This is a genomic window from Nocardiopsis mangrovi (assembly GCF_042653925.1).
Taxonomy (GTDB): domain Bacteria; phylum Actinomycetota; class Actinomycetes; order Streptosporangiales; family Streptosporangiaceae; genus Nocardiopsis_B; species Nocardiopsis_B mangrovi.
On sequence record NZ_JBHSFQ010000014.1, the window covers coordinates 67,873 to 91,790 of the forward strand.

Here is a 23,918-nt window from a genome sequence, read left to right on the forward strand (position 1 = left end):
GCCCGCGCCCATCGACCGGAAGGGCCCCGGCGCCGCCGGCCCCGCGGCCGGAACGGCGACACCATTCCCGCCGTAGATCGCAGGTCGCAGGTTCCCCGCGTAGGTCGTAGCCCCCGCGCATAGCGCGGCCCGGAACCGGTACTATTTCATCCGCCGTCCGCCCACCGCGGCACCCACGGCACCCGGGGCGTGTAGCTCAGTTGGTCAGAGCCCCCGCCTTACAAGCGGGTGGTCGGAGGTTCGAGTCCTCTCGCGCCCACCCTCCCCGAACACGAAAAACGCCCCCTGACCTGCGCAGGCAGACCAGGGGGCGTTCGCATGCCTGTCCGGCTGGGTACGGCTCGATCCGGATGGGGCCGGTTACCTGTGCTGAATACGTGCTGAAGGATCCGGGCCGCCCGCCGGCGCCGCCCGGCCTCGCTTCAGAGCCTCCTCGATCTTCTTCTTGGCGTGTTCCTCCTCTCCGACGAGGCATTTGGCGTAGATCTTCTTGAGGACGGCCACGCTGTGCCCGGCCCATCGGGCGACCAGGGTCTCGGAGACCTGGGCGTTGAGCCAGGTGGAGACGCAGGTGTGCCGGAGGGCATAGCGGGTGCCCGCCAGCGGGGAGCGGTGCTCCGCCTCCGTCAGGTGCCGGTCGCCCTCGCGGATCTGGACGCCCAGGACACCTTGGGCGGGGGGAGGCGGGTACAGGTCGGGGTCCATGTCGGTACCGATCTCGCCGCCCATGCCGAGGCGGCGCAGGCCGGAGGAGGCGAGCAGGCAGCCGTGCAGCCCCATCTCCCGGGTCGTGCGCAGGCGCGGCGGGACGTTGCCGCGGATGGGAACCGTCGTGACATCGGGGCGCAGGTGGGCGAGCTGGGCGATGCGCCGGGCGGAGCTGGTGGCGATCCGGGCGCCGGCGGGAAGCCCTTCCCAGGGGGTTCCGGTGAGGGCGTCGCGCGGGTCTTCTCGGGCGGGGGTGACGGCCAGGAAGGTCCTGGGCGTGGGTGTGGTGGGGAGGTCTTTGAGGGAGTGGACGGCGATGTCGACCTCGTCCCGCAGCAGCGCTTCCTCGACCTGGGTGGCGAAGATGGAGGTGAGGGACTTGCCGAGGGCCTGGAGGCTGCTCACCCGGTCCTTGTCGCCGCTGGTCATGATGGTGCGCTGCTTGAAGGTGATGTGGGGGTGGGCGGCGCGCAGGGGGGCGAGGAATTCGCGGACCATGGCTTTGGCGAGGTGGCTGCCGCGGGAGCCGATGAGGAGGGTCCTACGTTGTTGATGGGTCAAACGGGCCAGTCGTAAGGTCCGCAACGCCGCGGCCCTCGCCGAAGCCGCCGCCGATGCCGCCGGGCGCCGGCGCACCAGCGTTCCCGGCCAGCGCGCCACCGCCGGCGTCATCGCCGAGCTGGCCGGGGAGGTGATGGCCCTCAACTCCCGGATCAGCGACCTCGACTCCGAGATCGGGGCCCGGTTTCGCGAGCACGAACTCGCCGGGGTGATCTCCAGCATGCCCGGGATCGGGCCGCTGCTGGGAGCGGAGTTCCTGGCGGCCACGGCCGGCGACATGGCCCGCTTCGGCAGCGCCGACCGGCTCGCCTGTCTCGCCGGGGTGGCCCCTGTGCCCCGGGACTCGGGTTCCGTCAGCGGCAACCTGCACCGGCCCCGCCGCTATCACCGCGGACTGAACGGGTGTTCTACACCTCCGCGCTGATCGGCATCCAGTGCTGTCCGGCCTCCCGTACCTTCTACGAACGGAAGCGGGTCGAGGGCAAGAGCCACGTCCAGGCGGTGCTGGCGTTGGCCCGGCGACGGGTCAATGTGTTGTGGGCGCTGATCCGTGACGGAAAGTGCTATCAACCTTCACCTCCGGTCACACTTGCGGCTTGACAACTCCATTAGGAGGTGTTCGGTATGACGGACAGCCCGGACAGCCCGGACAGCCCGGACAGCCCGGACAGCCCGGACAGTGCGCGCGGGCGCCCGGACACGGCGTCCGTCGAACGCGCCGTGGCCAGCTCCTTGATCCCCGTGGCCCAGTGCGTCGACCGGGGCCGGCCGTCCGTCGGGAACATCGCGGCCAGGCGTCGCAGGGACAAGGGTGCGCCGAGTGCGTCGGCCTGGCGCACCGCCTGGACGGCCGCCGCCGTGACGGCCCGCTCGGCGGCCTCGCGCGCCGAGGCGCGGGCGGTCTCCAGCGGCACGAACTCCGGGCAGGCGAACGGCACCAGCGGGGCGGCCGCGGCCGGAGCGGGTTCGGGCACGTCGCCCCCTCGACCTCCTCGGCGACTTGTTCGCCGGGCCGGACAGGCTCCCCGCGGCCGTGCGTGATGGCGTACATGGCGAGCTGGTAGGCCACCTCGGCGACCACCGGCACGCACAGGGCGACGACGACGCCGGTTACCCCGTAGGCGATCCCGTGCGCGAGGTTTGCCGCGGTCGTCATGGCGATGCCGAGGATGAGCCCGGCGCGCACCTGCCACGACTGTCCGGCGCGGCGGGCGACCGCGAGCACGCTGATGGAGATCACGATCAGACCGTCCGGCACGGCGGCCAACACGGCGGCCTCCCAGCCGCGCGCGCCCGCCGCCTCGGCCACTTCGTAGGCGTGCCCGTAGGAGACGGCCAGCAGTCCGGCCGCCATGGTCAGGCTGGAGGCGATCGCCAGGACCGCGTCGACGCTGAAACGCCCGCGGCTCATCGGCCACCGCCCCCGGCGCCCAGGACCCGGGCGTCGTGCGCGGCCCGCACACTCCGGCTCGCCCCCCGCCGGCGCCGCCGAGGAGGCGGTGCCCACGATCTCGGCATGGACGGCGTCGACCTGGCCGCGCGTCTCGACCAGCCACGCCGACAGGGTGGCGGGGTCGGTGGCGGTGAGCTGCTCGGGCGTCATGGCGGCCAGCCGGTCGAGGGTGCCCATGGCCGAGCCGAGCGCCTCGACGGCGGCAAGGGACAGGTGGATCAGGCTCATCGCGCACCGCCCTCGGCCTGGCCCTGCTGCTTGGCCGCGCAGCGCTCGGCGTCCTCGGCAAGGAAACGCTGCCACACGGCCTCGCTCGACACGCCGCGGATGCCGTCGAGCGTGTCCAGCGCCTCGTGCAGGGCCTCCCTGACGTAGTCGGGGACGTCCAGGCTGCGCATGCGCAGGAGGCCCTGGAGAGTCCCGGCGGCGCCCGCCAACTCCATCTGGTCGTCCACGGAGAGCATCAGCGTGTCGGTGACCTGGTAGGCGTGCGTGGACACACCCCCGCAGGTGCGGGGAGGACCTCTGGCCGACGTCCTGGCCGCACAGCGGCGGCGGCACACCCCCGCAGGTGCGGGAAGGACAGGACTCGATCACTGACGAGCAGATCGACGCCGTTCGGGCTCTGCGTGCGTGGCTGATGGCGGACTACGGGCTCTTCGGGGCCGTGAAGGGCCACCGAGATTTCATCGGCACCTCGTGCCCCGGTGATGCCGCCTACGCGATGGTGCGCCACGGAATGACTGTGTCGATCAGTAACCGGAACGCTTGTTGATGTGTTCAGGTAACGCCTGCGGCCAGATCACGCCGTAAATGTCGACGGGATTCAGCAACAGGGGCGCAGCCTGAGAGCCGATATGGGCTTCCTCCTCGGTTCCGCGCACCAGGATGGCGACTCGCTCACCGGGAAGGAGACGTCCCGGTGGCCCGTTGTGGTCATCGGGGCGGCGAGGGGCACGGCGGCCCGCCGCGCTGTGGGAAGCTCCCACGATGACCCCGGAATCCCCCAAACCACCACTTCTTCGGACATGGACGCTCGCGGATGTCGTCGCTGTCCTTCTGCATGCCGCTGCGCTGCTCGTGAGTCTGGCGGCGGTGGTGGGGGTGCTCGGCATGTTCTCCCTCTTCGCCGCTGGGGTCGCGGCGGCGGCCGTGCTCGCCCTGATCGCGTGCCAGGTGCCCCGGCGCGACGGCACACCCCTCGTGCGCGCACCGGGGATCGTGCTGGTGGCCGGGGAGATCGTGCTGTTCGGCGCCGCGTCGGCGGCGGCCTGGGCCGCCTGGCCCCCACCGGCCGTGCTCGTCTTCTGCGTGCTCATCACGGTCGACGTCATCGTCCGCCTGGACCACTGGGACACGCTGACGACCGTGATCCCGGGGCGGGCGGGAAGGATCGCCGCCCGGACGGCGGCGGCCACCACGGCGGCGCTGGTCGCCGCCGGGCTCCTGTCGCCCTGGTACTGGTCCCCGGCCGCCGAGGCCGTACTGTGCGCGCGGCCCACGGTACAGCAGGGAGCCAGCGACGCATGGCCCGACGCGCGTCCGCTGGATCAGCGCGATCCCACGCGGGAGGACTCGCCGCTGCTGGACGCGGCCGAGGACTTCGACGGCAACGCCGCCTTCGGAACGGCTGCCTGGTGGACGCCCTTCTGGGGCGGGATGGCGACCGGGAACTCCACGTCGGTGGCCATGGTGGACGTGGACGGCCTCGGCGTCTACGACGCCGCCGACGGCCACGTGAAGTGGACGCTCGACAGCGCCCGGGCGAAGTGGGAGCTCAACGACGACGGGACCCATGGGATATTCGGCTGGATATCGGAGGGCGGCAGGCGAACAATCAGTGGCGACCTCGTACACACGGTCGGCGATACGCTGCTCGTCCACCTCAGAGACGGATATGGCCCGAACGATCTTCCGCGCATTGCCCTCCTGGCCCTCGACGTGGAGACCGGAGACCGGCTCTGGTGCGCCCCCGGCGTCACGCACCTCCAGTTCGACCCCGCCGCCCCCGACCGCGTCGCGGTCTACGACGACGCCTGGAGGCTCCTGGACACCTCCGACGGCCGCACCGTGGCCGCCCCCGACATCGACCTGACCCCCCTGGCCGCCGAGGCGCCGGAGGAACCCGAGGGGAGACCGCTGTTTTATCGCGGCCCCGAGCCCACCGAAAAGGCCGTGCTCGGAGGCGGCCGGCTCGTCCTGACCAGGGGGCCGGCCATCGCCGTCTACGACGCCGCCGACGGGAGCCCCATCCATGACGCCACGCTGCCCGCCCCGCACGGGGACGCCGATGAGGACGGGCACGCGGTGTACAACGCCATCGCCGATGAAACGGCCACCGTGGTGGAGGTCGACTGCTACGACGCCCAATCCGATCCGCACGGCCACCCGGGCCCCGAGCTGGTCGCCTTCAACCCTGCCGGGGAAGAGCTGTGGCGCAGTGAGGGCTCGATCGGCGACTACGGCCCCTCCGGGACGGTCCCGCCGTTCGGCGGGGTCTTCATCACCAAGACCACAGCGATCCACATCGGCGACGGCTCCGAAGCGTGGGAGCTGCCGAACCGTATAGGCCAGCACAGCGGGAGCCGGCACCAGGTGCGCGACGGCTTCCTCTATGCCGACGTGGACGGGGCGCCGGTCGCGATCGACTTCCGGGACGGCGGCATCATCCCGGCACCCCTCGCCGACCAGCTGGAGGCGGGGGATTCCGATGTCGCCCACGAACGGACCGTTGTACCGGCCGGGATCGTCCTCGCCCAGTCGTCCTCGGTCCCGCGCCCCGCGGAAACGGCCACGGTGATGTTCGGCCCGCCCACCCCCGCGGAATGAACCGTCGGCCAGGCGCACGCCGCCGAGTTCGCACCCGGATGCCAACGCCGGTGTGGACATCGTGCCGGATTGCCACATATAGCTGGGTCTGGGTCTGCGGCATCGGGGCTTCACGGTAAGCAGCACCTCGATGCTCCCACCGCAAGCCCCCCGGTGTTACTGAAACTCATCAACACACTACGGCGATGAGCAGGGGTGTTGCCCAAACTCATCGACAAACGTTGTTGCTGGACGCGAACAAAACCAACGGAACGTTCAGCGAAGCCCCGGGTGCTTCGGGGGCAGGAGTCTGGAGGACGACATGGTGGGACTGAAGCAAGGAGATTCCGGGGAGCGTGTGACGTTCCTCTAGGAGGTGCTGGTGCAGGGCGGCCACTCGGTCGGCGGCTCGGACGGCGACTACGGGCCGGCCGTCTCGAAGGCCGTGCTCGCCGCCCACAAGTCCAAGGGCAGCAAGCAGGCCTTCGGCGACCGGATCACCGGCGCCGCGGCGAAACAGATCATGTCCCAGTTCATCAAGGCCCACCTCTGAACCGGCATCACCTGACTGCCCCGGCCGGTCGGCCATGGCTTCTCTTTTGGAGGACCCGTGCACGCATCCCCGGCCCCCATTCCCGGCAGCCGCAGCGAAACCGCGGCCGACGCCCGGTCCCGCGCGCTGCGAACCCTCGTCCAGGCTCTGGCCGTCACCGCGGTCGTCGGCGCCTCGACCGCCGTCTACCAGCTCGTCACGTCGGGCGACGCGCTCACCGGCGCCACCGTCATCACGGCCGCGCTCACCGGCGCCGGCACCGTTGTAGCCGCGTGGGTCCGACGCCGCCTGGAGGGCACGCCCGGCGGGGAGGGCTGACCTCCGGGTGCCAACCGAGCAGCGCCCCCGAACGCCGTGAGGCGGCGGGGGCGCTTCGTTGTGTCCAGGATCTATTCGGCGCTGAAGCGCAACGGGTCCGAGAAACTCCAGACGTCTTCGACGACGACCTCGGCCACCTCAGTCCCCTCAGGAACGTCGACCACAGCCTCCCCTGACACGGAGTTGCCGGGGTTGATCTGCTCCAGGAACAGGTCGTCGCCGCCGAGGACGGTCTGGCTGCTGTACTCGCTACCGTTGGCGTCGACCAGCTTCACCGCGGAGGAGTCGAAATAGGTCGCCTCAGAGCCGGTGTTCTCGACGGTCAAGCTGATGACCCGGAATTCGCCCTGAGCCGTCTCCTCCAGGAACTCGTCGCCATAGACGCTGGTGGTCTCCATGCCGGCGACGGTGACCGTCCAGTCGTCCACCGTGCCGGGTTCACCGAGGGGGATCAGGGCGTCTCCGCCGTCGGTGTCCTCTTCGGCCGCCGGTTCGGCGCTGTCATCAGCGGCCTGTTCGCCGCTCCCCCCGGGCTCGGGTGGGGCATCGACATTGGAGCCGATGACGGCGACGCACCCGACGCCCATGATGAGCACGAGGAACGCGGCTCCGCCGCATCCGAGGCAGCCCCACAGCCACGCGTTCTTCTTCGGCTGTGCGGGTGGAGGAGGGGGTCCATACATGGGGGATCTCTCTTTCTGCGCTGGTGAGAGCACAGTAGGTCTCCGAGGGCGGAGTTCGTGGGGTTTGGCCACAGGGGGTCACCAGGTGAACCGGTTGGTGCGGGTTTGCGTCACGTTTCGCGTGGTGACCTGGTCGTTCGATGGTTACTGTGAGTGTTTGAGGTTCGTCCCCGATTGGGCCCTGGTGTCCGCCTATTACCGCCGACTCATGTGCCACGGCAGGTGCGGGCCAACGACGGCGAGCTGTTCGAGGCGCCGCTCGAACTCTCGGGTCGGCGTGGTGGCGTCCACATCGAGCTCCAGGGCGCGCACCATCGCCATGTCCTCGTCCGGCAGGAGCCCGGCGAGCGCGTCGGGGCCGGTACGTCCTGCGCTCGTCCTTGACGACCAGGTCCTCGACGCCGAGCTGCGGCATCTCCTCGTACCACTGCAGGGTCTCGTCACGGCCGCGCGTCTGCCGACCGAGCATGAGGTGCGGTTCGGAGATCCAGGCGAGCGCCTCCTCCAGCAGCTCACGGCGGTCCGCGAGTGGACTCCGGGTCATGTCGACGTCCTCGTCACGCAGGAGGTCGAAGACCACAAGATGGCACGGCTCCTCGTCGGCGAGCCGCTTCGACCGGCGGGGGCCGACGATGTCGCGGCGGAGAAGGGCGTCGAAGTCCAGGCGGTCACCGGACCACCGCACGATCTCGCCGTCGAGTTTTCGGCGTAGGAATCGCGAACAAGAACCGTGCTTCAGTGCGTTCGGTAAAATCTCCGGGTACCGATCTGTTTCGTGTAAATGAGATTGCAGCTGTGCATGTAGAAGGCGGCCACCGGCACCCTGCTGAGGGAAGCGCCGGTGACCGCCTGACAGGCCGAGGGTCCTGTGTAACGGGATTCGACTTCCTGTTACATGGGGCCGTCGCCGCTTCGGAGCCACCACAGCAGGAACCGGATTCCCGCGAGCCCAGTCCAACCCGGCGCAAGTGCGAACTTGATCACTTCCCAGCGCCGTTCGTGTGGCGACACCTCGTCACGACGTGACATGGCCACGCTCCTCGCCGGGCAGGCCGAACCTCGTGGCTCGGCTACCGCCTGCCCGCGGGTCGGGTGGTGTGCATGGAGAGAGCGAGACCGACGTAGCGATCAGGGCACGACGGGAGGGTGGAATGGACATCATCGAGTTCCTGGCGGCGCGGCCGCACGGGGATGAGGCGGTGGCGCGGGCCGCTGACAAGGCCGAGGTCGGCGCCGAATGGTCCGGGCGCGACTTCGATGAGTGGCGAGCCGACAAGACCTTCCAGCCGATGGAGCCATGGGCGGTGTCGTTTCCTCCGGACACCCAGCAGCACATTGCCCACCATGATCCGGCCCGGGCACTGCGGGAGGTGGATGCCAAGCGGCGGATCGTCCACACGCACCGCCCCGTCCCGGACCCGCGTGACGTGAGCGGGCGGGTGTGCCACGCGGGGTGCGACCCGCAGGCCGGCTGGCCATGCTCGACGCTGGCGACTTGGCCGGGGTGTACGCCGACCACCCGGATCACGACCGATCCTGGGTGAGCTGAGATCGATGAGAGGCCCGGCGCCTGCGACGGCGTCCGGGTGCACCGTGTCGAAGGGTCGCATACCTGTGCCCGGCGTCTCGACCAACGACGTGACCACGGATTTTCGGTTTCCGCCGAAAAACGTTGCCGCGCCTCCCCTCTGGTCAAACACTGAAGTCCTTCCCCGCGCCTGCGGGAGTGCGTCCGTGGCCGGGGCCTCTTAAGCGACGACAACTGCGGCCACACGTGGTCATCAACAAAGTCTCGGGGTGAAGGCGCTAGTGAAACATCTACTTGCCATGGGCTGTGTCCTGGCCCTGGGACTATCGGTTCCGATCGCCCCGGCCGTTGCGGAGGAGTCACCATTTCTACCCCGACTGAACTGTCCGGGGGCGCAGACTGCGGACCTCGGTATCTCCGTGGCCTCCCTCGAACCGGATGAAGACAAGATCAGCGTCACCGTCTCGGGACAAGTGAGGTACGACCTCCCGGTCCCCGCCGGGGAGGTGGTGGAGGTGGACACCCCTCTCGTCCTCACTATCGCCCCCTCCGAACGACACGGTGAGGACCCCGACTCCTATCGCACCGAACTGGAAGACTCGGCCCGGCGCGCCGGGACCCTCACCATCCCTCTTCAGGGAACCGCCAGCCCCCCGGCCCGGTATCACTTCTCTGGGCGTGCTGATATCGACCACGACGTTTGGGATCCCCAGGTCGGCGTGTATCACCTCCAAACCGCCGAGACTCTGTCGCTCCCTGGTGAGCTGGAGTGCCCGATCTCCCCGCCTCCTCAGCCCCCGGAATTCATGATCGGTACCGCGGAGGACATCCGTATCGCGCGCACGAACACTTCTGAGGCACCCGCCTTGGCCTGGGCGGCTGTGGGTGGCTTCGTCGTGGTCTTCGGATGCCTTCTCTACTGGCGGGAACACAGACAACGCGCGAAGGACGCGCCCACGCCGCGCTAGGGCGGGGAGCCGCAGTGGGGCTGGGTCCCACCTCCGTGGTGGGGCGGAGGCGGCGGAGGATGACCAAGACCCGGCGCCTGTGGGGTCGGCCGGGCCTTCTCGTTGGCCGCCCGATCCGGCCGCCCTCGCGCTCCGGATGACCGCCGGCAGCGGGGATGACCAAGGTCCGGCACCAATGCGATGTGCTCAGGACACCAGGTAGTCCAGACCGGACCCGATGAAGAACAGGGGGACGGCGATAGCGCGAAGCGCGCGCTCGAAAGAGGGGCGTTCGAGGAGACTCCCGATCCACCCGACTACCACCCCGTAATACCTCTTCGGGATCGCATTGACCACAAAACCGATAATCACTATGAGTGAGACTGGGGAGGCCAAGTCCCGAGGTATCGAATCAATCAATGCGAACGACCAGATCGAAATCATCGCCAGAAACCCGTACAAGAGGATGAGATATATACCCCGCCTCCTTTTGTGTTCCTGTAAATGTACACCCCCATGTCTTCAGGCGTTCGGGGCCGATCCGGTCGAGGACGATAGTGGTTCCGGCGAGGAACATCAGCAGCTTTCCGATCCGCGCTGCCCAGAGCACAGACATGCCGTGGATGCTGTAGTTTGTGAGCTGCTTACCGTCCCACCGCTTGTCCCAGGCTTCGATGAGAGTGATTTCCACGCGGGAAGTGTATCGCGCAGGGTGGCTTCGCTCTTTTCCGTTGTGCCCACGTTCTACGCCAGAGCAGGGAATTCGCGCCGTCGCATGGTCACGACCTCGGCACACGAAAATAACGGCCCGACCATGAGGCCGGGCCGATCGCGGACGTGACTTCAGAGCGGCTTGGAGTCCCGCGCCTTGTGCATCCACTCCAACGGGCAATCCTGCGGAACCTGGTGGACGCGGACGTGCCGATGCCCGTGCTGCCGGTGGGCCCGCCGGAGCCGAGTGACGAGGACGGCATCCCTGTGAGCTGGCGGGCAGGGGGCGCACGTGATCTGACCCCCGGTCGTGTACCGGGCGGAGGGCAAATGACCGAGGCTCCGGGGGAAGCCGGTGCGCGGCAGCGAAGCCCGTCTCTTCCGAGGCGGGCTTTTCGTATTCCCAACATCCAATCCACAGATGTGCGGATTTCCCCGCGGGATCAGTGTTCGATCGCTACCTTGATCCCATTCCGCCGGGGAGCTGCGGATCGCCGGCCAGAAGGTCGAGCTGACACGGGCGCAGCAGGCCGAGATCGCGCCGCTGCTCCAGCGTGCTGGTGACGATCACCCGTGGCCGCGCACTCTCGCGACGGCGTGGGGCAGCCGGGAGCGGATCGCGTACCGGCGGGTGGAGCCGGAGCTGGTGGTCGAGATCCAGCCGGACACCTCGACCACGGGCACCAGGTGGCGCCACGCGGTCCGCTACGTCCGGATCAGATCCGAGGTACGGCCCTCCGAGGTGCCCCGCGGACTGGACCTGGAGGCGCGAGGTGTCCTGGCCGCTGAACCTGGCGCCGCATACCGCTCCGTACTGGGGCACACGGGCCGCCGCGTGGTGCTCGACGCTGCTGCCGCACGCGATTCTGCCGGTGGCACCGAGTCGTGCAGAGACCCGAGAATGCGCGTCCATCCCGGCACGGGCGGATGAGCTGCGCGTAGCGTCATCCCTTCCAGCTCACGAGGAGACCACCATGGCCCCTGAATCCCCCACCCCCATCGCGGAGCCCGCCCCGCAGGCCTCCACCCCCCGGTGGGTGCTCCCGACCGTGACCGGTGTCGTCGCGCTCATCATCGGATTCGCCGGCGGTTGGTTCGTCTACCAGCAGTACATGGTCTTCACCGTCGCCGACGCCGACGCCGACGCCCTGGACGACGTCGGAGAGGACGCGGGAGAGGCAACGGGCGAAGAGGACGCGGAGTTGCTCGGCCTCGTCCCTGAGGGCCAAGGTGCCGAGGCGCCCACCGAGGAGCGCCCGACCAACGGGTTCCACGACTACACCGACGTGTCCCTCGGAGATCCGGTGGCGAGCTTCAGCGACGAAGCCGGCGAGGTCTACACCGAGCAGGAAGGCGCCGTCTACGTGCCGGTCACCGTGACAGCGGAGAACATCAGCGGCGCCGAGACCATCCCTGGGATGGAGTGGGCCTTCGCCTACGACTCCGACGGTGAACAGCACAGGTCGATGGCGTTCACGGGCGAAGACGCCGGATACGGGCTGAGCCCGGGACTGTCAGCGGAAGGGGTGGCGTTCCACTTCCAGGTACCGGAGGGCACGACACTGGAGTGGATCACGCTCCAGTACCCCGCCGCCGAGATGGAGGGCGTGCCCCGAGGTCGCCGCTCTGAGGCTGTCCTGAACCCCGACGCGACGAAACGCCCCCGCCGCCGTCGTGAGGCAGCGGGGGCGCGGTTCGATTCGAAGCCGGAGACCAAGCCTCTCCTTCGCCAGTGCCCTCTAGGCGCCGTTGGACCCACGCGGCTACAACGGTGCCGGCGCCGGTGAGCGGCCGTGATGACGGTGGCGCCGGTGAGCGCGTCGCCGGTCGTGGCGAGCTGGTAGACGGCGGTCGAGGCGCCGACGACCGCGGTGACGGCCAGGGCCTGGACGAGGGTTCGCAGCGCGCGGGACCGGGCGTCGGTCGCGGTTTCGCTGCGGCTGCCGGGGGTGGGGGTCGAGGATGCGTGCACGGCGCTGCTGGCTCTCTCGCGTCGACGGGTCAACGTCCTGTGGGCCATGCTCCGTGACGGCACGCCTTACCACGCTTCACCGCCTGTGACCTTGGCGGCTTGACATCTTCATTGGGAAGTTTCCTCCAGGAACGACAAAGCCCCGACCGAATGGCCGGGGGAATGCGAGGCGGGGCGGGATCAGGGACGCGACGGGGTGACATCACCGCCTAGAAATGCTCCACCGCGATCGTGAACGGCAATACTGCGATCAGATACGCCACAACGACACACCACCAACGCGTGGGGCCGAAGCGCTTCGTGTCCGTGAGCCCCCATGACAGCCCCAGCAGCCCCAGAACGAGGGCCGCTGTCCCCATGCCACCCCACCAGGCAAGCGTGGCTCCGGCGCTTCCATTTTCGGAGATGCTGAATGCCACGAGGTTCACAACGGACCAATCGACCACGGCTAGGAGCACCCCCAACACTGTGAGCGTCGCGTGGACGGCATATGAAGGGCCAGGTGGGTCTGTCGGGGTCTGTCAATTTAAGGGTGTAAGTGTTGTTCCTGTTCAGTGGCGTGTCGCGGTAAGGCGGCCATCGAAGGTCAGGTCGAAGGCGTTCAGAGCCCGCTTCCACCGCGCGCTCCACCGGGCGCGGCCGGTGCCCTTGGGATCCAGGCTCATCAACGCCAGATACACGCACTTCAGCGCGGCGTGCTCGCTGGGGAAGTGCCCCCGTGCCCTCACCGCGCGGCGGATCCGGGCGTTGATGGACTCCACCGCGTTGGTGGTGCAGATGATCCGCCTGATCTCCACGTCGAAGGACAGGAACGGCACCATCTCCGCCCACGCGTTCTCCCACAGCCGCACGATCGCCGGATACTTCTCGCCCCAGTCCTCGCAGAACTCGGCGAACCGCTCCAGGGAGGCTTCCTCGGTGGGCGCGGTGTAGACAGGCTTGAGTGCCTTGGCGACCTTGTCCCAGTCGGCGCGGGAGGCGTAGCGGAAGCTGTTGCGCAACAGGTGGACGATGCAGGTCTGGACCACGGTGCGCGGCCACACCGCCTCCACGGCCTCGCCCATGCCCTTCAGCCCGTCGGCGACGAGCATGAGCACGTCGGCCACACCGCGGTTGCGCAGCTCGGTGAAGACGTGCGCCCAGTACTTGGCGCCCTCACCGCCGTCGCCGGCCCACAGCCCCAGGATGTCGCGTTCGCCCTCGGTGGTCACCCCCAGCATGATGTAGACGGGCCGGTTGGCGACTTGGCCGTCGCGGATCTTGACGTTGATGGCGTCCACGAACAGGACGGGGTAGACCGCGTCCAGGGGCCGGTTCTGCCATTCGGCCATGCGTTCCACGACGCCGTCGGTGATGGCCGAGACGGTCTGCTTGGACACCTCGGCCCCGTAGACCTCGGCGAGGTGGGCGCAGATCTCGCCGTGGGTGAGCCCGCGGGCCGACAGCGACAGGACGATGCCGTTGACCCCGCTCAGTCGCCGCTGGCGCTTGCGCACGATCTGCGGGGAGAAGGAGCCGTCGCGGTCGCGGGGCACCTCGATCTGCGCGGGGCTGGCCTCGGTGGTGACGGTCTTGGCCCGGGTGCCGTTGCGGGCGTTGCCTCCGGGCTCGGCGGCGCGTTCGTGTTTGGCGTAGCCGAGGTGGGCGTCCATCTCAGCTGCGAGGACGTTCTCCAGGGTGGTCTTGGTGAGGCGGCTGAGCAGGCCGTTCTCCCCGACCATGTCGATGCCCTCGGCTTTGGCCTTGGCGACGAGCTCGGCGACGAGTTCCTCGTCTGACCTGCCAGTATCCGCCTTCGACTGCGTCTTGTCACTCATGGTGAACTATTACCCCCTTAGAGTTACACCCTTATCTGTACAGTCCCGTCTGTCGGGCCTCTGTCCTCCTCGTGGGAATCTCTCATGCGCTCATCGTGAGGCCGGGCGCTGCCGTCCGCGTGAGTACGCCTACTCAACTTCCACCACCTACGGATGGAACGAGTCGGCTCAAGGGCGTTCCGGGTCCACCCTCGGCCCCTCAGACGTGCGCCTTGATGAACTGGGACATGATCTGCTTGGCGGCGGCGCCGGTGATCCGGTCGCCGAAGTCCTGCTCGCTGCCTCGGCCTTGCGGGCGGCGAGCACGGCCTTGGAGGCGTTGGGGCCGTAGTCGCCGTCGATACCCGAGCCGCCGACCGAGTGGCCGCCCTTCACGAGGAGTTCCTGGAGGTACTTCACGCGCTCGCCGGAGTCACCTTCGCGCAGTCCGACCATGTCGTCATCTCCTTCGGTGGGTGAGGTGGTGGGCGTGCCGTCGCCCACCCAGTCGTAGAGGGGCGTCGCCGGGGCATGAGGTCGAGAAGCCGTCCCGGTCGCCCATGATCGTCAGGTCGCGGTCGGTGCGGTTGCCGGCTTCGGTGTACAGGGCGGCGACCGCGGCGAGCGCCGCCGGGGAAGGAAGGGTTCGGGAGTAGGTGCCGATGACGCACACCCCGATCGCCGACGTGTTGTGGCAGGGCAGTGGGCGCCGGCGGTGGTCCACCCGCGCTCCTGAGAATCTCGCGTTGACTACTGCGCAGCGTGGCCGGATGCCGGATTTCATCGGCCGTGCGGGTGCGCCGCCATGGGCTGGTCGAACAGGTCGTCGAACCCCCGTTCACGGCCGCGGATGAGCTATCGGGTCGCTCACGTCCGTGGCCGGTCAGCGGCTGTGGCACGTCTTCACGTAGCTGAGGAATGATGCTTGTAGCCCGGTGACGTGCGTCTCCCGCAACAACGCGTTCGAAACCTGCTCTGACCGCCCCTGGGTGTGCAGTTGTTCCACCGTCGCAAGGACGTTACGGGCCATACCGCGATAGAACGGAATGTCTCCTAGCAGTTCGGCTTCGTTCAGCGTGATGTGCAGCCGTGGAGCGGCTGCGTCCTCGCCGAGTTCCGGCAGGGCTTCGACGAGGGTGAAGATCTGGCTGTCCGTACTGGCCACACCGGGGCTGCCCGCACCGATGCTCGCGAAGAGTCCTGTCTCGCGCAGCCATGCGTAGAGGGCGAAAAGACCTCCGTAGGAGTAGCCGAAGAGGCCGTGCCCGGACTCGCTGACACGCAGCTTCGACCCCAAGTGAGGGTGGAGTTCGCTGGTCAGGAAGTCGAGGAAGACGTCGGCCTGGGCTTCCTCCAGCTCCGCGAGATAGGCGTCGACCTGCTCCTGGGTCATCGCACCCGCATCGCGGGCGGCCGTGAGGGTGGCCAGCGTGTCGTCACCGATAGGTTCCCCCGGCGGCACGAGGTCGCGGTTGCGGATCTGTGCCCAGGCCGCAGCCTCCTTACCGGTGTACCCGATGCTGACCTGGATGTAGGGGGCGATCGTCAAATACGGGTCCGCCTGGGTGACGATGAGGGGTGCGGTGAGGCCGACCGTCCAGTTGCCGTCCAATACGTAGATCAGCGGTAGGGGGTCCGTGGAGTCCGCATAACCGGGAGGCGTGGTCACCCAGACGCCGTAGCGGTGCCCTGACCGGGCGGTCACCTCCAGGTACTCCGTGTCCGGCAAGCAGCCGTGCAATATCTCGCTCATTAGGTTCCTTCCTTCATGATGCGCCCGCCTTTGACGACGAGGGCGGCCAGGTCCGGATCGGCGAACACCTTCGGGTCGTGGAGCGGTCTTGTCGCCGGGCGACCATGTCGGCCTGCGTCGCGACGCGGATCATCCCGACGGTCTCGCCCAGACCGAGGATGTCGGCGTTGACGCCGGTGGCCGACACGAGCGCTCGCATGGGTGATTCCAGCTCGGCGCGCAAGCGCCGACACCGCCCGTGACGCACAGCTTCGGGAGACTCGCGCCACGACGGCACGACGGAACGACTCGCGCACATCGCGCCGAAGCTCATCGGCGTCACCCGGCATCAGCGACAAGGCACAGAGCCCGGGAATGTGGCGGCGAAGATGCCGGCAGCGAGCTCGGCAGCCGAGAGCCGAAACCCGAACTGCGCTCTGACCGGGCTTGAGGGACCCAGGTGGACGTGTGCGTCGATCAGTCCCGGGGTCAGAGCCATGCCACTGAGGTCGACGATCGTCGCGCCCGCCGGCGCCCGCCCGATCGCGGTGATCATGCCGTCCTCAACGCACACGTCGACCGCGGTCGGGTCGGCGCCCGATCCGTCCGCGACGATATACCGCCGACCGACCATGTATCGGTCATCGAACCTCCTCTCGCGGACCGCGGCCCACTGTCCTCAACAGTGGTGAATTGAATATCGGGTAACGTACTCAACAGTGGTGAAACCGTCAAACGGAGGCAACGTGAGATCGCCGGTGGGGGAAGGGAAGAAGCGTCTCCTGGAGGCGCTGTTCGATGAGTTCGGCGAGAACGGCCCCAGCCCGAACCTGTCCATGCGCCAGGTAGCAGAGCGGCTCGGTGTGCACCACACGTTGCTGACGTATCACTTCGGATCGCGGCCGGGTCTGCTGCGTGCTGTGCTGTCAGAGGCGCGCCGCCGTGACAACCTCGTCATCGCCGCGACCGGCGACGAACTCGGGTTCGTGGCCCTGTGCAGAGCCATCTGGAACTTTTACTCGGACCCCGCGCACGAAGATCGCACCCATGCCTTCTTCCACCTGGTCGGGCTCGCGGTCTATGAACGCGACGCATTCCAGGAGCTCGTCGTCGACATCGATGGCCTGGCGCAGCTTCTCGAAGCGGCGGCTCTTCGCGACGGCGCCACGGCGACCGACGCCAGGCGGCAGAGCATCATCGCGACCGCATGTCTGCGAGGACTCTTGCTGCAAAGGTTGCTGACCCCGGCCGCCGAGGTCGACGCCGCGGCCGAGCTCTTCATCACCTCGTCGGCGGCATTCGAGGGGGAAAGTCACGCGTCATGAACCACCGTGACCCGCGGGCCGACCGGCCGGTAGGTCGCGCCGGTGCCGAACTCGGCGCCCGCGGCGGCCGGGCCGGCGGAGTCGAGGGGCAGCATCGCCACGACTCGGTCGCCGACGTCGAGGCCCGTCACGTCCGCGCCGAGTTCAGCGACGGTGCCCGCCAGGTCGATCCCCGGCACGTACGGGAGAGTGATCGGGAGCATCCCGGCCGGGATGCCGGCGCGGATGTGGTCGTCGACCGGGTCGAACGACGTGGCCGCCACCCGCACCAGCACCTGCCCGGCACCGATGGCCGCAGGCGTCGGCCTCTGCCTTCTCCTCGGGGCTTGATCGGCACGTAGGGCGGGGCCATACTGGAAACGGAGAACGGAGATCGCCATGACCCGCACGTGGGCCCGAATCGCGCTCGTGATCTGTGTCGTGCTCTGGTTGGTCGCCGCCCAGCAGGCGGGAGCGCGACCAGTGGATTTCTACTACCAGCCCATCACGGCCTTTCTCCTTTATTTCGGGCCTCTGATCGCCCTGGTCTTCCTGGTCCTGTCGTTCGTCGGACGCAAGGACGCGGCCCGGATCCGGCGCGGTCCGGAGCAGAACCGTGAGGACGGATCGGAGCAGTAGTCGGCGGCCGACGTACGGGGACCGCACCCGAGGGTTGGCGGCCGGCCGCCGCCAGGCGCGGTCGGCGGCGTCATCGGCTACTTCTGGTCGGCGCCCACGGCGTCGCAGCTGTCGACGATGTCAGCGTAATAGGACGCCCAAACGGTGTTGGCGGGGCCCGACCCCGACTGGATCAACACCGCCTGGTTGTGGATCGCGATGCTGACGTTGTCATCGGTGGCTTCCTCGGACACGGCCGCGAGGTCGTCGGACAACCGCATGGCCGCGGACTGCGCCGCAGGGTCGTCGCCGACCGATCCGTCGAACGTCGGATGGTCCCGCTCGAACGCGGCGATGGCGTGAAATGCCTCGTCGCAGGCGGCTCGGGAAGCGGATGCCTCTGAGTCCCCGCTCAACGCGGGCCATATGAGGAAGTAGACGACGGCGACGGCCGACGCGGCGGCCACGACCCAGCCGAAGGCCGTCGTTCTCCCTTGGGAATCGCTGGCCGTGGCCCGTGTCTTCTGCGCCGGCTGCTGCCGCCGGTCGCGGCTGCGGGGTGGCGCCGGGTCGGGAGCGGGGGCGTCCGGGGCCACGGCCACGGCGTGACGCCGGGTGATGAGCGCCTTCACATCCCCCAGGAATCTGGCCGCCAGCGCGGCCTTCGTGGCACTCGCCGAGGCGGGGGCAGGGGTGTCCGGGCCCAGGACAGCCGTGCGGCGCAGGGTGATCGCGGCGGTGATGTCGGCGGGCAGCCAGCCGGTGGCGGCCGGTCGGGGCGGGGCCAGCCGGCGGAGGATCTCGTCGACCCCGGGACGGTCGGCCGGGTCCTTGGCCAGGCAGGCCGTGACCAGGTCGGTCAGGGAGGCGGGGAGACCAGACAGGTCCGGCGGCTCGTGCACGACGCGGTAGGCCACCGCGTGGGCGGGGCCCGTGCCGAAGGGGCTGTGGCCGGTGGCGGCGAAGGTGAGCACGCACCCGAGGGAGAACACGTCGCTGGGCGGGCCCACCGCGTCGGCGCGGGCCTGTTCGGGGGACATGAACGCGGCGGTGCCCAGCACGGTGTGGGTCTGGGTGTAGGAGGTGGCGTCCATGGCGCGGGCGATGCCGAAGTCGATCAGCCGGGGACCGTCCTCGGCCAGGATCACGTTGGCCGGTTTGAGGTCGCGGTGCACTAGTCCCTTGTCGTGCACGGCGGCCAGCCCTTCGGCCAGGCCCGCGCCCAGCACGGCCGCGGATTCGGCCGGCAGCGGCCCGTACTCCGCCACGGCCAGGTGCAGGGAGGGGCCGGGGATGTAGGCGGTGGCCAGCCACGGCTGTTCGGCGTCGGGGTCGGCGTCGACGACCTGGGCGGTGTAGAACCCGCCGACCCTGCGGGCGGCCTCCACCTCGGCGGCGAAGCGGCGGCGGAAGGCGGGATCGTCGGCCAGCTCGGGGCGCACCACCTTGACCGCCACCGGGCGCCCGCCGCGGGATCGGCCCAAGAACACCTGGCCCATCCCGCCCCCGCCCAGGCGCCCCTGAACCTGATAAGGGCCGACCTGGGCCGGATCGCCTTCGCGTGGGGGATGGGACATGGCACCGCTTCCGCCTGGGTATCCGCCGGACCGATGCTGTCAGAAACCCTCCGCTGCCGCAGCCCTCGTGCCCGCATCCGGCCATGCGGCCTCATCGCTGTCACGGTCCCGGACGCGCCGCGCCGAGCGCCGATCCGGATCGCGCAGCGCCGCCACGTCCAGAAGTCCGCGGCGTTCGCGCGAAGACCGTTCCGGCCGTTCCGGCCGATCGGGCCAGGTGCCGCCGAAGCGTGCGAGGATCCGGCGGTCGCGCTCGCCCCCGGGGAGCCGGTGGCGAGCGAAGGCAGGAAGTGGCGGGACACGTCACGGGTCGGTCACTGACATGTCCGGGTCCGCGCCCGGACATGTCAGATCGGGCTGAGGCGCGTCGTGGACGGGCGGCACCCGGTGCCTTCTTCCCGTCACCGTTCTGGACCCCCGAGGAACACACCGTGATCCGGGGCGGTTCGGGGCGGCCGACTCCGGTCAGAGGCCCATCCGCTTGGTCACGCGTGGGCGTTTCATGCGCCCAGGGGGCCGAAGAGGGGGTCGGCCGACAGCGATCGGGCTTCTCGCTACGCCTGCCCGGAACCCGAGGCCGGCGGCTCGGTGTGGCGGCCGCGCGGGATCACTGGCGGGTGCGGCGTTGGTGGAGGTCGACGGCCGTGTCGAGGATGCGGTCGATGTCGGCGGCGATACCGGTGTCCGTGTTGTTCAGGTACCGCACGATCGCCGCGCCCGCCGACGAGACGGCCGCGGGGGGTACGGGGATCGTCTGGAAGAGCCGGGGCACTCCGTAGATCTCGCGGAGGATCTCCTCGACGACGAACTCGTTGACCGGCCGCCGCTCGCCGCGGTGCCGGGCGGCGACCTCATCGCTGAACGCCGCGAGGTCATCGATCGCGCACCGATCGCCCAGGCGCGGCGCGAGGAGCACCGCGACCACCGAGACGAGGAAGCCGTTGAAGGCGATCCTGTCGGCCGGTGAGAGGGCTTCGTCGAGCGCCTTGGCCCTGCGGTCCTTGAGGACGAGGCATCTGACCTGGTCGCAGAACCGTGGTTCGACACGCATTCCGGCGCCTCCTACTCGACGTGGGTGAAACTCGTGAGGACGGTCAGCACGGCGTCCTCGAACGACTCGTGCCGGCCGACCTCGTCGGAACGGAAGAGCCCGTGGGCTCGCACGACGGCGAAGGCGGACCACAGTCCCAGGTGGTGGTCCACATGGCCGGCGTGGAACGTTCCCGCACCGTTGTCGAGGACGACGTGGACGGTCTCCTCGCCGGGGCGCGCTCCGGGCTGCGGCTGGAGCGAGAACCGGTGGCGTTCGAGGGATTGCCGGAGTGCCGTGCTGACTTCCGGGATCTCCATGTCGCGCTCCCTTGTCCTGTGGTTCGGTTCGGATCACTTCGCCCGGTGACGGAGCCTCGCAGCGCGGTCGCGCAGGTTCCCCGGACCGACGGCCTCGTAGTACCTGCGCGCCGCGCTCGCGAGGTCCCCCCGGCGGGGCCGCAGCGCGGTGAAGTCGGTGACGATGCGCGCTCGTTCCGCCTCGTCGAGAGCCGCCCACTCACCGTAGGGCCCGCCGCAGGCGTCGATGAGGACGTCGAGGCACTGGGCGAAGGCCAGCGCCTCACTGCCGTCCCAGTCGGCCAGCCATCGTTGTCGCAGTGCCCCGGTAGCGAGGCCGGCGACGGTGGCGTCGGCCGCGTCGGCCGCGGGCGCCGGGCGCGCCGGTCGCGGCTCCCCGTCGGTCCCGCCCCTGGCCCCGGGCTGCCGGGACGCGTCGATGCCGAGGCGGATGCGCTGCTCCAGTCCGGTCAGCCGTTCGCGTGCCGCGCCGTTGCCCCGGCGCGCCGCGAGGGCGTACCAGTACAACGCCTGGTCCTGGTCCTTGTACCGCTCTTCGTAGAGCTGCCCGAGGTGAAGCGGGCCGACCGGGTCGCCGGCTTCGGACGCTTTCGTGTACCACTGCGTCGCCTCCAGGAGCGCCGCACCGTCGACGGGTCCCGGCTCGATACCCTGCATCCTCGCCTGGACCCGGCCTTCGGCGATCTGCCCGAGCCGGTTCATCGAGGGCGTGTGTCCGGCCGCGGCCGCCGCACGGTACATCGCGGCGATCACCGGCAGTCGCTCGACGCCCTCCTTGGTCTCTCGGCGGTACGCCTCGCGGTAGACGGTGTCCGGGTCGGCGCCGGGTTCGGGTGGGGCGTCGGGAGCGTTGTTGCGGGCGAACACCCAGCCGGCGGCGTGGTCCTCGACGCGGCGGCCCGGCTCGGGTCTGCCGTCCTCGACGAGCCGGTCGGCGACCACGCCGAAGACGTGATCGAACGTAAGGCCGGCCGGTCCGCCGCGGATACCCTCGTGCACGGTGTCCACGAGGGCCTTGGTGAAGTACGTCTGCGCGTCGGCGACGGCCTCGCCCTCGTACCAGGAGGCCTCGAACGCACCGCTGCTCATCAGCAGGTAGGCGCCGGACACCGGGGGCAGGCGGTCGGCGGAGAGGCGGCCGTACTCCTCCGTGGCGAGCCCCGCGTAGCAGCAGTCGAGCACTGCGATCTTGACCGCGGCCCGGCTGGCGCGGAACGCGTCCCGCACCGCCTCGAACGGCAGCCCCGTGGCGGCCGTGTAGTTCGGATCGGTCCTCGTGTCGCCCACGGTGAGGTACAGCCGCTCGCGATGATCGTAGATCCCGTGTCCGACGTAGTAGAAGAACGCGACATCCGTGGCCGCGATGAACGCGTCGATGAGCTCGACACGCGTCGTGCCGAGCGTGGGGCGGTTCCCGAACGGCACGATGGACGCTTCAGGCCACGGGCCGCACACCGGGTCCAGGAGCAGGTCCCGCATCCGGTCGTAGCTGCGTTCGACCGCGAGGACCTGATCGAAGTCCGTGTAGTCCCAGGTACCCATGAGGACCGCACGCGACCGGGAGTAGTCCCGGTTCGCCGGGTCAGTCATCGCCGAGGAGGCGGTCGGTGATCTCGTAGACCTTCTGGGGGTCGTCGAGGTTCTCACCGGTGACGGTCACGGACCGGTCTCCCCGGGTCACCGTCACGGTCACCGACGACCGCCGGGACCTGATGAACACCGGCAGCGTCCGGATCGCGACAACGAGCACCGCCGAAGAAGGCACGAGTACCTGCAACACCTCGGCGACGCCGAGCTCGCCGTCACGCGGGCCGGAGCGCCTTCGGGTGACGGTCGCATCCGGGATGGTACTGAGACGTCGGAACAGCGGACCGACGCCGGCCGGCTCCGAGACCGTCAGGACGACTTCGAACGGTGCCTCGGCGGCGGCGGCGGGTTCGGGCTCCTGTGGAGAGATCGGTTCAGGCATCGGGGCCTCCGCGTCGAGGGGGTCCGCTCGGTCCATATGTCGGCGTTCTACGCAGGCGTCCGTCTCACGAGCGTCCTCGGCCGATCGTCCGCGCACGGCGTCCATCGTCACCCGGTGTCACGCGATGGTGTCGATCAGGCCGGCGGCCAGGCTGATGGGGATGGTCAGGAGGCCGACCGTGGCCATCAGGCAGCCGGTACCGCTCCGATCCCGGCGCTTCCACTCCTCGTGCATCGCCGCGCCGCGGCGGACCTGCTCCGCGGTCACATCCTCGATCCACCGCTCGCACACGTCGCAGAGTCGCCCGACCTGTGAGACCGATCGTCCGCACTTGGGGCACTGGTGGGAGGCGTTCGAGGGCAACGTGGTCTCCCGTCCCGATGGTTCGTCGTCCGTCAGCAGGCCGCGCCCGGACGACGGTCGGCCGATGGGGTGGAGCGCCGTGGCGACACGATGCGCGACGCGATCGCCGGAAGGCCGATGGCAGCGGCGGGTACCGCCGCCGCCCGGCGGTCATCTCGACGGAGGCGCGAACGGGTTGGCGGGGTCGTCGGGGTCGAGGAGGTCGACGCCCTGCCGTTCCAACTCCTGCATGGTCGACCCGATCATCCGCAAGCAGGGGTCGCATAGCGTCATGCCGGCATCGAGCCCGGTCGCATCGCACCTCTTGCACTTGCTCATCGGCTACTCCCTACCGGACCACCTTGGTGCCCTCAAGCGCATTTCTCTTTCGGTTCGAACGTGAAAATACCAAGCGGTATGTGCCGGCGATAGGCTCCTTGAGTAGCTGATATTGGCCGTTTCCGGCCGGTCCGGCGGTGTGGATCCACGGCCTACGCCGCATCCGCCCGCCCGTATCCGGGGTGTCATCGCCGGTTCCCGAGGGCCGCTTGCGGAATATGTGCCGAAGAATTCTCGGCCCGGCCATGGAGGCGCTTCTGTCGCAGTTCAGGCGTGCGTTCAAGAGTCGGTATGCGTTCGTCGGCCGTGGTCAGCCCGGCAGCCGGCCCATTTCGTGCGCGGCCATGCGTCGTGCTTCGCCGACAAATGCGGCGGGCGGCTGGTCTCCGTGCGCAAGCGAGGCGGAAAGTATGCGGCCTCGGTTCACTCTGATCCGGCCTGGAAACCGCGGTCGGTGCAGGGACCGTTCACCTTAGGGGCTGATGCGGGTCCCCCGGATGTGAGGCGATTTTTCCGGGGCGTTCCGGGGTCGGTGGGGGATGGGATCCTCGATTGCTCCGAAGGGATCCGGCTGGAGGCATGTTTCGCGGTTGGTCGGGAGCGCTGAGGATTCACTAGTGTGGTGGACAGAGGTGTTTTCATCGCGGAT

Annotated in this window: 29 protein-coding genes, 1 tRNA gene and 2 pseudogenes; 10 read left to right on the forward strand and 22 right to left on the reverse strand. The window is 69.2% G+C overall.

Features of this window, described 5'->3' with window-relative positions; genetic code table 11:
• Positions 1-185: 185 nt before the first annotated feature.
• Positions 186-259, forward strand: a tRNA-Val gene (locus ACFO4E_RS15555).
• 101 nt (positions 260-360) lie between these two features.
• On the opposite strand, the gene hemC is transcribed toward ACFO4E_RS15555, so the two are convergent.
• Entirely contained in the window at positions 361-1,269 is a 909-nt protein-coding gene (gene hemC, locus ACFO4E_RS15560) for a hydroxymethylbilane synthase (RefSeq protein WP_378575297.1), read from the reverse strand.
• 10 nt (positions 1,270-1,279) lie between these two features.
• On the opposite strand from hemC, the pseudogene ACFO4E_RS15565 reads away from it, so the two are divergent.
• Positions 1,280-1,869: pseudogene (locus tag ACFO4E_RS15565) on the forward strand (transposase); the annotation flags it as partial.
• Between the two features lie 8 nt (positions 1,870-1,877).
• Here ACFO4E_RS15565 and ACFO4E_RS15570 read toward each other — a convergent pair.
• The 3 genes and pseudogenes from ACFO4E_RS15570 to ACFO4E_RS15580 form a co-directional block, all read right to left on the reverse strand.
• Positions 1,878-2,243: a hypothetical protein gene (locus ACFO4E_RS15570; protein WP_378575557.1), complete on the reverse strand. Its 366-nt coding sequence runs from the start codon at positions 2,241-2,243 to the stop codon at positions 1,878-1,880.
• 74 nt (positions 2,244-2,317) lie between these two features.
• Positions 2,318-2,950, reverse strand: a pseudogene (locus tag ACFO4E_RS15575) (DUF2637 domain-containing protein); the annotation flags it as partial.
• Positions 2,947-3,222 (reverse strand): hypothetical protein, encoded by a 276-nt coding sequence (locus ACFO4E_RS15580; RefSeq protein ID WP_378575299.1) that lies wholly within the window; start codon positions 3,220-3,222, stop codon positions 2,947-2,949. The gene ACFO4E_RS15580 and the pseudogene ACFO4E_RS15575, both read right to left, overlap by 4 nt.
• Positions 3,223-3,802: 580 nt before the next feature.
• Between ACFO4E_RS15580 and ACFO4E_RS15585 the strand changes: the two genes are divergently transcribed.
• The 3 genes from ACFO4E_RS15585 to ACFO4E_RS15595 all read left to right on the forward strand — a co-directional run bounded on the left by ACFO4E_RS15585 (position 3,803) and on the right by ACFO4E_RS15595 (position 6,401).
• Positions 3,803-5,551, forward strand: coding sequence for a hypothetical protein (locus ACFO4E_RS15585; RefSeq protein ID WP_378575301.1), 1,749 nt, complete (start codon positions 3,803-3,805; stop codon positions 5,549-5,551).
• A 361-nt stretch (positions 5,552-5,912) separates the two neighbouring features.
• Entirely contained in the window at positions 5,913-6,083 is a 171-nt protein-coding gene (locus ACFO4E_RS15590; protein WP_378575304.1) for a hypothetical protein, read from the forward strand.
• A gap of 57 nt (positions 6,084-6,140) precedes the next feature.
• Positions 6,141-6,401 carry a hypothetical protein gene (locus tag ACFO4E_RS15595; RefSeq protein ID WP_378575306.1) on the forward strand — a complete coding sequence of 87 codons (261 nt, stop codon included), beginning with the start codon at positions 6,141-6,143 and terminating at the stop codon, positions 6,399-6,401.
• Positions 6,402-6,472: 71 nt separating this feature from the next.
• Here the strand turns inward: ACFO4E_RS15595 and ACFO4E_RS15600 are convergent, their stop codons facing one another.
• Both ACFO4E_RS15600 and ACFO4E_RS15605 read right to left on the reverse strand, forming a co-directional pair.
• Positions 6,473-6,988, reverse strand: a complete 516-nt coding sequence (locus tag ACFO4E_RS15600; RefSeq protein WP_378575309.1) for a DUF4352 domain-containing protein — start codon at positions 6,986-6,988, stop codon at positions 6,473-6,475.
• The gene (locus ACFO4E_RS15605) at positions 6,906-8,009 is read right to left on the reverse strand and encodes an ATP-dependent DNA ligase (RefSeq protein WP_378575311.1); all 1,104 of its coding nucleotides are present in this window, start codon (positions 8,007-8,009) and stop codon (positions 6,906-6,908) included. The genes ACFO4E_RS15600 and ACFO4E_RS15605 overlap by 83 nt, the downstream gene beginning before the upstream one ends.
• Before the next feature lie 226 nt (positions 8,010-8,235).
• Between ACFO4E_RS15605 and ACFO4E_RS15610 the strand changes: the two genes are divergently transcribed.
• The gene (locus tag ACFO4E_RS15610) at positions 8,236-8,628 is read left to right on the forward strand and encodes a DUF6221 family protein (RefSeq protein WP_378575313.1); all 393 of its coding nucleotides are present in this window, start codon (positions 8,236-8,238) and stop codon (positions 8,626-8,628) included.
• 253 nt (positions 8,629-8,881) lie between these two features.
• On the forward strand, positions 8,882-9,580 hold the full coding sequence (locus ACFO4E_RS15615) for a hypothetical protein (RefSeq protein WP_378575316.1): 699 nt from the start codon (positions 8,882-8,884) through the stop codon (positions 9,578-9,580).
• Between the two features lie 391 nt (positions 9,581-9,971).
• On the opposite strand, the gene ACFO4E_RS15620 is transcribed toward ACFO4E_RS15615, so the two are convergent.
• Positions 9,972-10,250: a hypothetical protein gene (locus tag ACFO4E_RS15620; protein WP_378575319.1), complete on the reverse strand. Its 279-nt coding sequence runs from the start codon at positions 10,248-10,250 to the stop codon at positions 9,972-9,974.
• Positions 10,251-11,244: 994 nt separating this feature from the next.
• Between ACFO4E_RS15620 and ACFO4E_RS15625 the strand changes: the two genes are divergently transcribed.
• Entirely contained in the window at positions 11,245-12,057 is an 813-nt protein-coding gene (locus tag ACFO4E_RS15625) for a hypothetical protein (protein WP_378575322.1), read from the forward strand.
• Positions 12,058-12,451: 394 nt separating this feature from the next.
• Here ACFO4E_RS15625 and ACFO4E_RS15630 read toward each other — a convergent pair whose 3' ends face one another.
• From ACFO4E_RS15630 to ACFO4E_RS15660, 7 genes are all read right to left on the reverse strand, one after another.
• The gene (locus ACFO4E_RS15630; RefSeq protein ID WP_378575325.1) at positions 12,452-12,700 is read right to left on the reverse strand and encodes a hypothetical protein; all 249 of its coding nucleotides are present in this window, start codon (positions 12,698-12,700) and stop codon (positions 12,452-12,454) included.
• Between the two features lie 93 nt (positions 12,701-12,793).
• The gene (locus tag ACFO4E_RS15635) at positions 12,794-14,059 is read right to left on the reverse strand and encodes an IS256 family transposase (RefSeq protein WP_378575328.1); all 1,266 of its coding nucleotides are present in this window, start codon (positions 14,057-14,059) and stop codon (positions 12,794-12,796) included.
• A 168-nt stretch (positions 14,060-14,227) separates the two neighbouring features.
• Positions 14,228-14,494: a peptidoglycan-binding domain-containing protein gene (locus ACFO4E_RS15640; RefSeq protein ID WP_378575331.1), complete on the reverse strand. Its 267-nt coding sequence runs from the start codon at positions 14,492-14,494 to the stop codon at positions 14,228-14,230.
• A gap of 4 nt (positions 14,495-14,498) precedes the next feature.
• Positions 14,499-14,762: a hypothetical protein gene (locus ACFO4E_RS15645; protein WP_378575333.1), complete on the reverse strand. Its 264-nt coding sequence runs from the start codon at positions 14,760-14,762 to the stop codon at positions 14,499-14,501.
• Positions 14,763-14,921: 159 nt separating this feature from the next.
• Positions 14,922-15,791: an alpha/beta hydrolase gene (locus ACFO4E_RS15650; protein WP_378575335.1), complete on the reverse strand. Its 870-nt coding sequence runs from the start codon at positions 15,789-15,791 to the stop codon at positions 14,922-14,924.
• A 13-nt stretch (positions 15,792-15,804) separates the two neighbouring features.
• Positions 15,805-15,990 carry a hypothetical protein gene (locus ACFO4E_RS15655; RefSeq protein ID WP_378575338.1) on the reverse strand — a complete coding sequence of 62 codons (186 nt, stop codon included), beginning with the start codon at positions 15,988-15,990 and terminating at the stop codon, positions 15,805-15,807.
• A 129-nt stretch (positions 15,991-16,119) separates the two neighbouring features.
• Positions 16,120-16,404: a hypothetical protein gene (locus ACFO4E_RS15660; RefSeq protein ID WP_378575341.1), complete on the reverse strand. Its 285-nt coding sequence runs from the start codon at positions 16,402-16,404 to the stop codon at positions 16,120-16,122.
• Between the two features lie 112 nt (positions 16,405-16,516).
• Between ACFO4E_RS15660 and ACFO4E_RS15665 the strand changes: the two genes are divergently transcribed.
• Positions 16,517-17,095, forward strand: a complete 579-nt coding sequence (locus tag ACFO4E_RS15665) for a TetR/AcrR family transcriptional regulator (protein WP_378575344.1) — start codon at positions 16,517-16,519, stop codon at positions 17,093-17,095.
• Here the strand turns inward: ACFO4E_RS15665 and ACFO4E_RS15670 are convergent.
• Positions 17,083-17,370: an alcohol dehydrogenase catalytic domain-containing protein gene (locus ACFO4E_RS15670; RefSeq protein WP_378575347.1), complete on the reverse strand. Its 288-nt coding sequence runs from the start codon at positions 17,368-17,370 to the stop codon at positions 17,083-17,085. The genes ACFO4E_RS15665 and ACFO4E_RS15670 overlap by 13 nt on opposite strands.
• A gap of 103 nt (positions 17,371-17,473) precedes the next feature.
• Between ACFO4E_RS15670 and ACFO4E_RS15675 the strand changes: the two genes are divergently transcribed.
• On the forward strand, positions 17,474-17,713 hold the full coding sequence (locus ACFO4E_RS15675; protein ID WP_378575349.1) for a hypothetical protein: 240 nt from the start codon (positions 17,474-17,476) through the stop codon (positions 17,711-17,713).
• A 77-nt stretch (positions 17,714-17,790) separates the two neighbouring features.
• Here ACFO4E_RS15675 and ACFO4E_RS15680 read toward each other — a convergent pair whose 3' ends face one another.
• The 7 genes from ACFO4E_RS15680 to ACFO4E_RS15710 form a co-directional block, all read right to left on the reverse strand.
• Positions 17,791-19,269 (reverse strand): serine/threonine-protein kinase, encoded by a 1,479-nt coding sequence (locus ACFO4E_RS15680; protein WP_378575351.1) that lies wholly within the window; start codon positions 19,267-19,269, stop codon positions 17,791-17,793.
• A 607-nt stretch (positions 19,270-19,876) separates the two neighbouring features.
• Positions 19,877-20,320: a hypothetical protein gene (locus ACFO4E_RS15685; protein WP_378575354.1), complete on the reverse strand. Its 444-nt coding sequence runs from the start codon at positions 20,318-20,320 to the stop codon at positions 19,877-19,879.
• An 11-nt stretch (positions 20,321-20,331) separates the two neighbouring features.
• Positions 20,332-20,619 (reverse strand): hypothetical protein, encoded by a 288-nt coding sequence (locus ACFO4E_RS15690; RefSeq protein ID WP_378575357.1) that lies wholly within the window; start codon positions 20,617-20,619, stop codon positions 20,332-20,334.
• Positions 20,620-20,652: 33 nt separating this feature from the next.
• Entirely contained in the window at positions 20,653-22,209 is a 1,557-nt protein-coding gene (locus tag ACFO4E_RS15695) for a caspase, EACC1-associated type (RefSeq protein WP_378575359.1), read from the reverse strand.
• Positions 22,202-22,693: an effector-associated constant component EACC1 gene (locus ACFO4E_RS15700; protein WP_378575545.1), complete on the reverse strand. Its 492-nt coding sequence runs from the start codon at positions 22,691-22,693 to the stop codon at positions 22,202-22,204. The genes ACFO4E_RS15695 and ACFO4E_RS15700 overlap by 8 nt, the downstream gene beginning before the upstream one ends.
• Positions 22,694-22,705: 12 nt before the next feature.
• A complete protein-coding gene (locus ACFO4E_RS15705; protein WP_378575361.1) occupies positions 22,706-22,855 on the reverse strand; it encodes a hypothetical protein in 150 nt (49 codons plus the stop codon).
• Positions 22,856-23,101: 246 nt separating this feature from the next.
• Positions 23,102-23,269, reverse strand: coding sequence for a hypothetical protein (locus tag ACFO4E_RS15710; RefSeq protein ID WP_378575364.1), 168 nt, complete (start codon positions 23,267-23,269; stop codon positions 23,102-23,104).
• Between the last annotated feature and the right edge of the window lie 649 nt (positions 23,270-23,918).

What these genes read in the sequence shown, in the direction of transcription:
- ACFO4E_RS15650 (WP_378575335.1), bottom strand. Translation starts at nt 15,791, where the DNA reads ATGAGCGAGATATTGCACGGCTGCTTGCCGGACACGGAGTACCTGGAG.
- ACFO4E_RS15695 (WP_378575359.1), bottom strand. Translation starts at nt 22,209, where the DNA reads ATGACTGACCCGGCGAACCGGGACTACTCCCGGTCGCGTGCGGTCCTC.
- ACFO4E_RS15685 (WP_378575354.1), bottom strand. Translation starts at nt 20,320, where the DNA reads ATGCGTGTCGAACCACGGTTCTGCGACCAGGTCAGATGCCTCGTCCTC.
- ACFO4E_RS15635 (WP_378575328.1), bottom strand. Translation starts at nt 14,059, where the DNA reads ATGAGTGACAAGACGCAGTCGAAGGCGGATACTGGCAGGTCAGACGAG.
- ACFO4E_RS15600 (WP_378575309.1), bottom strand. Translation starts at nt 6,988, where the DNA reads ATGGGCGTCGGGTGCGTCGCCGTCATCGGCTCCAATGTCGATGCCCCA.
- ACFO4E_RS15660 (WP_378575341.1), bottom strand. Translation starts at nt 16,404, where the DNA reads ATGGTCGGTCGGCGGTATATCGTCGCGGACGGATCGGGCGCCGACCCG.
- ACFO4E_RS15680 (WP_378575351.1), bottom strand. Translation starts at nt 19,269, where the DNA reads ATGTCCCATCCCCCACGCGAAGGCGATCCGGCCCAGGTCGGCCCTTAT.
- ACFO4E_RS15675 (WP_378575349.1), top strand. Translation starts at nt 17,474, where the DNA reads ATGACCCGCACGTGGGCCCGAATCGCGCTCGTGATCTGTGTCGTGCTC.
- ACFO4E_RS15610 (WP_378575313.1), top strand. Translation starts at nt 8,236, where the DNA reads ATGGACATCATCGAGTTCCTGGCGGCGCGGCCGCACGGGGATGAGGCG.
- ACFO4E_RS15655 (WP_378575338.1), bottom strand. Translation starts at nt 15,990, where the DNA reads ATGCGAGCGCTCGTGTCGGCCACCGGCGTCAACGCCGACATCCTCGGT.
- ACFO4E_RS15640 (WP_378575331.1), bottom strand. Translation starts at nt 14,494, where the DNA reads ATGGTCGGACTGCGCGAAGGTGACTCCGGCGAGCGCGTGAAGTACCTC.
- ACFO4E_RS15625 (WP_378575322.1), top strand. Translation starts at nt 11,245, where the DNA reads ATGGCCCCTGAATCCCCCACCCCCATCGCGGAGCCCGCCCCGCAGGCC.
- ACFO4E_RS15700 (WP_378575545.1), bottom strand. Translation starts at nt 22,693, where the DNA reads ATGGACGCCGTGCGCGGACGATCGGCCGAGGACGCTCGTGAGACGGAC.
- ACFO4E_RS15710 (WP_378575364.1), bottom strand. Translation starts at nt 23,269, where the DNA reads ATGAGCAAGTGCAAGAGGTGCGATGCGACCGGGCTCGATGCCGGCATG.
- ACFO4E_RS15690 (WP_378575357.1), bottom strand. Translation starts at nt 20,619, where the DNA reads ATGGAGATCCCGGAAGTCAGCACGGCACTCCGGCAATCCCTCGAACGC.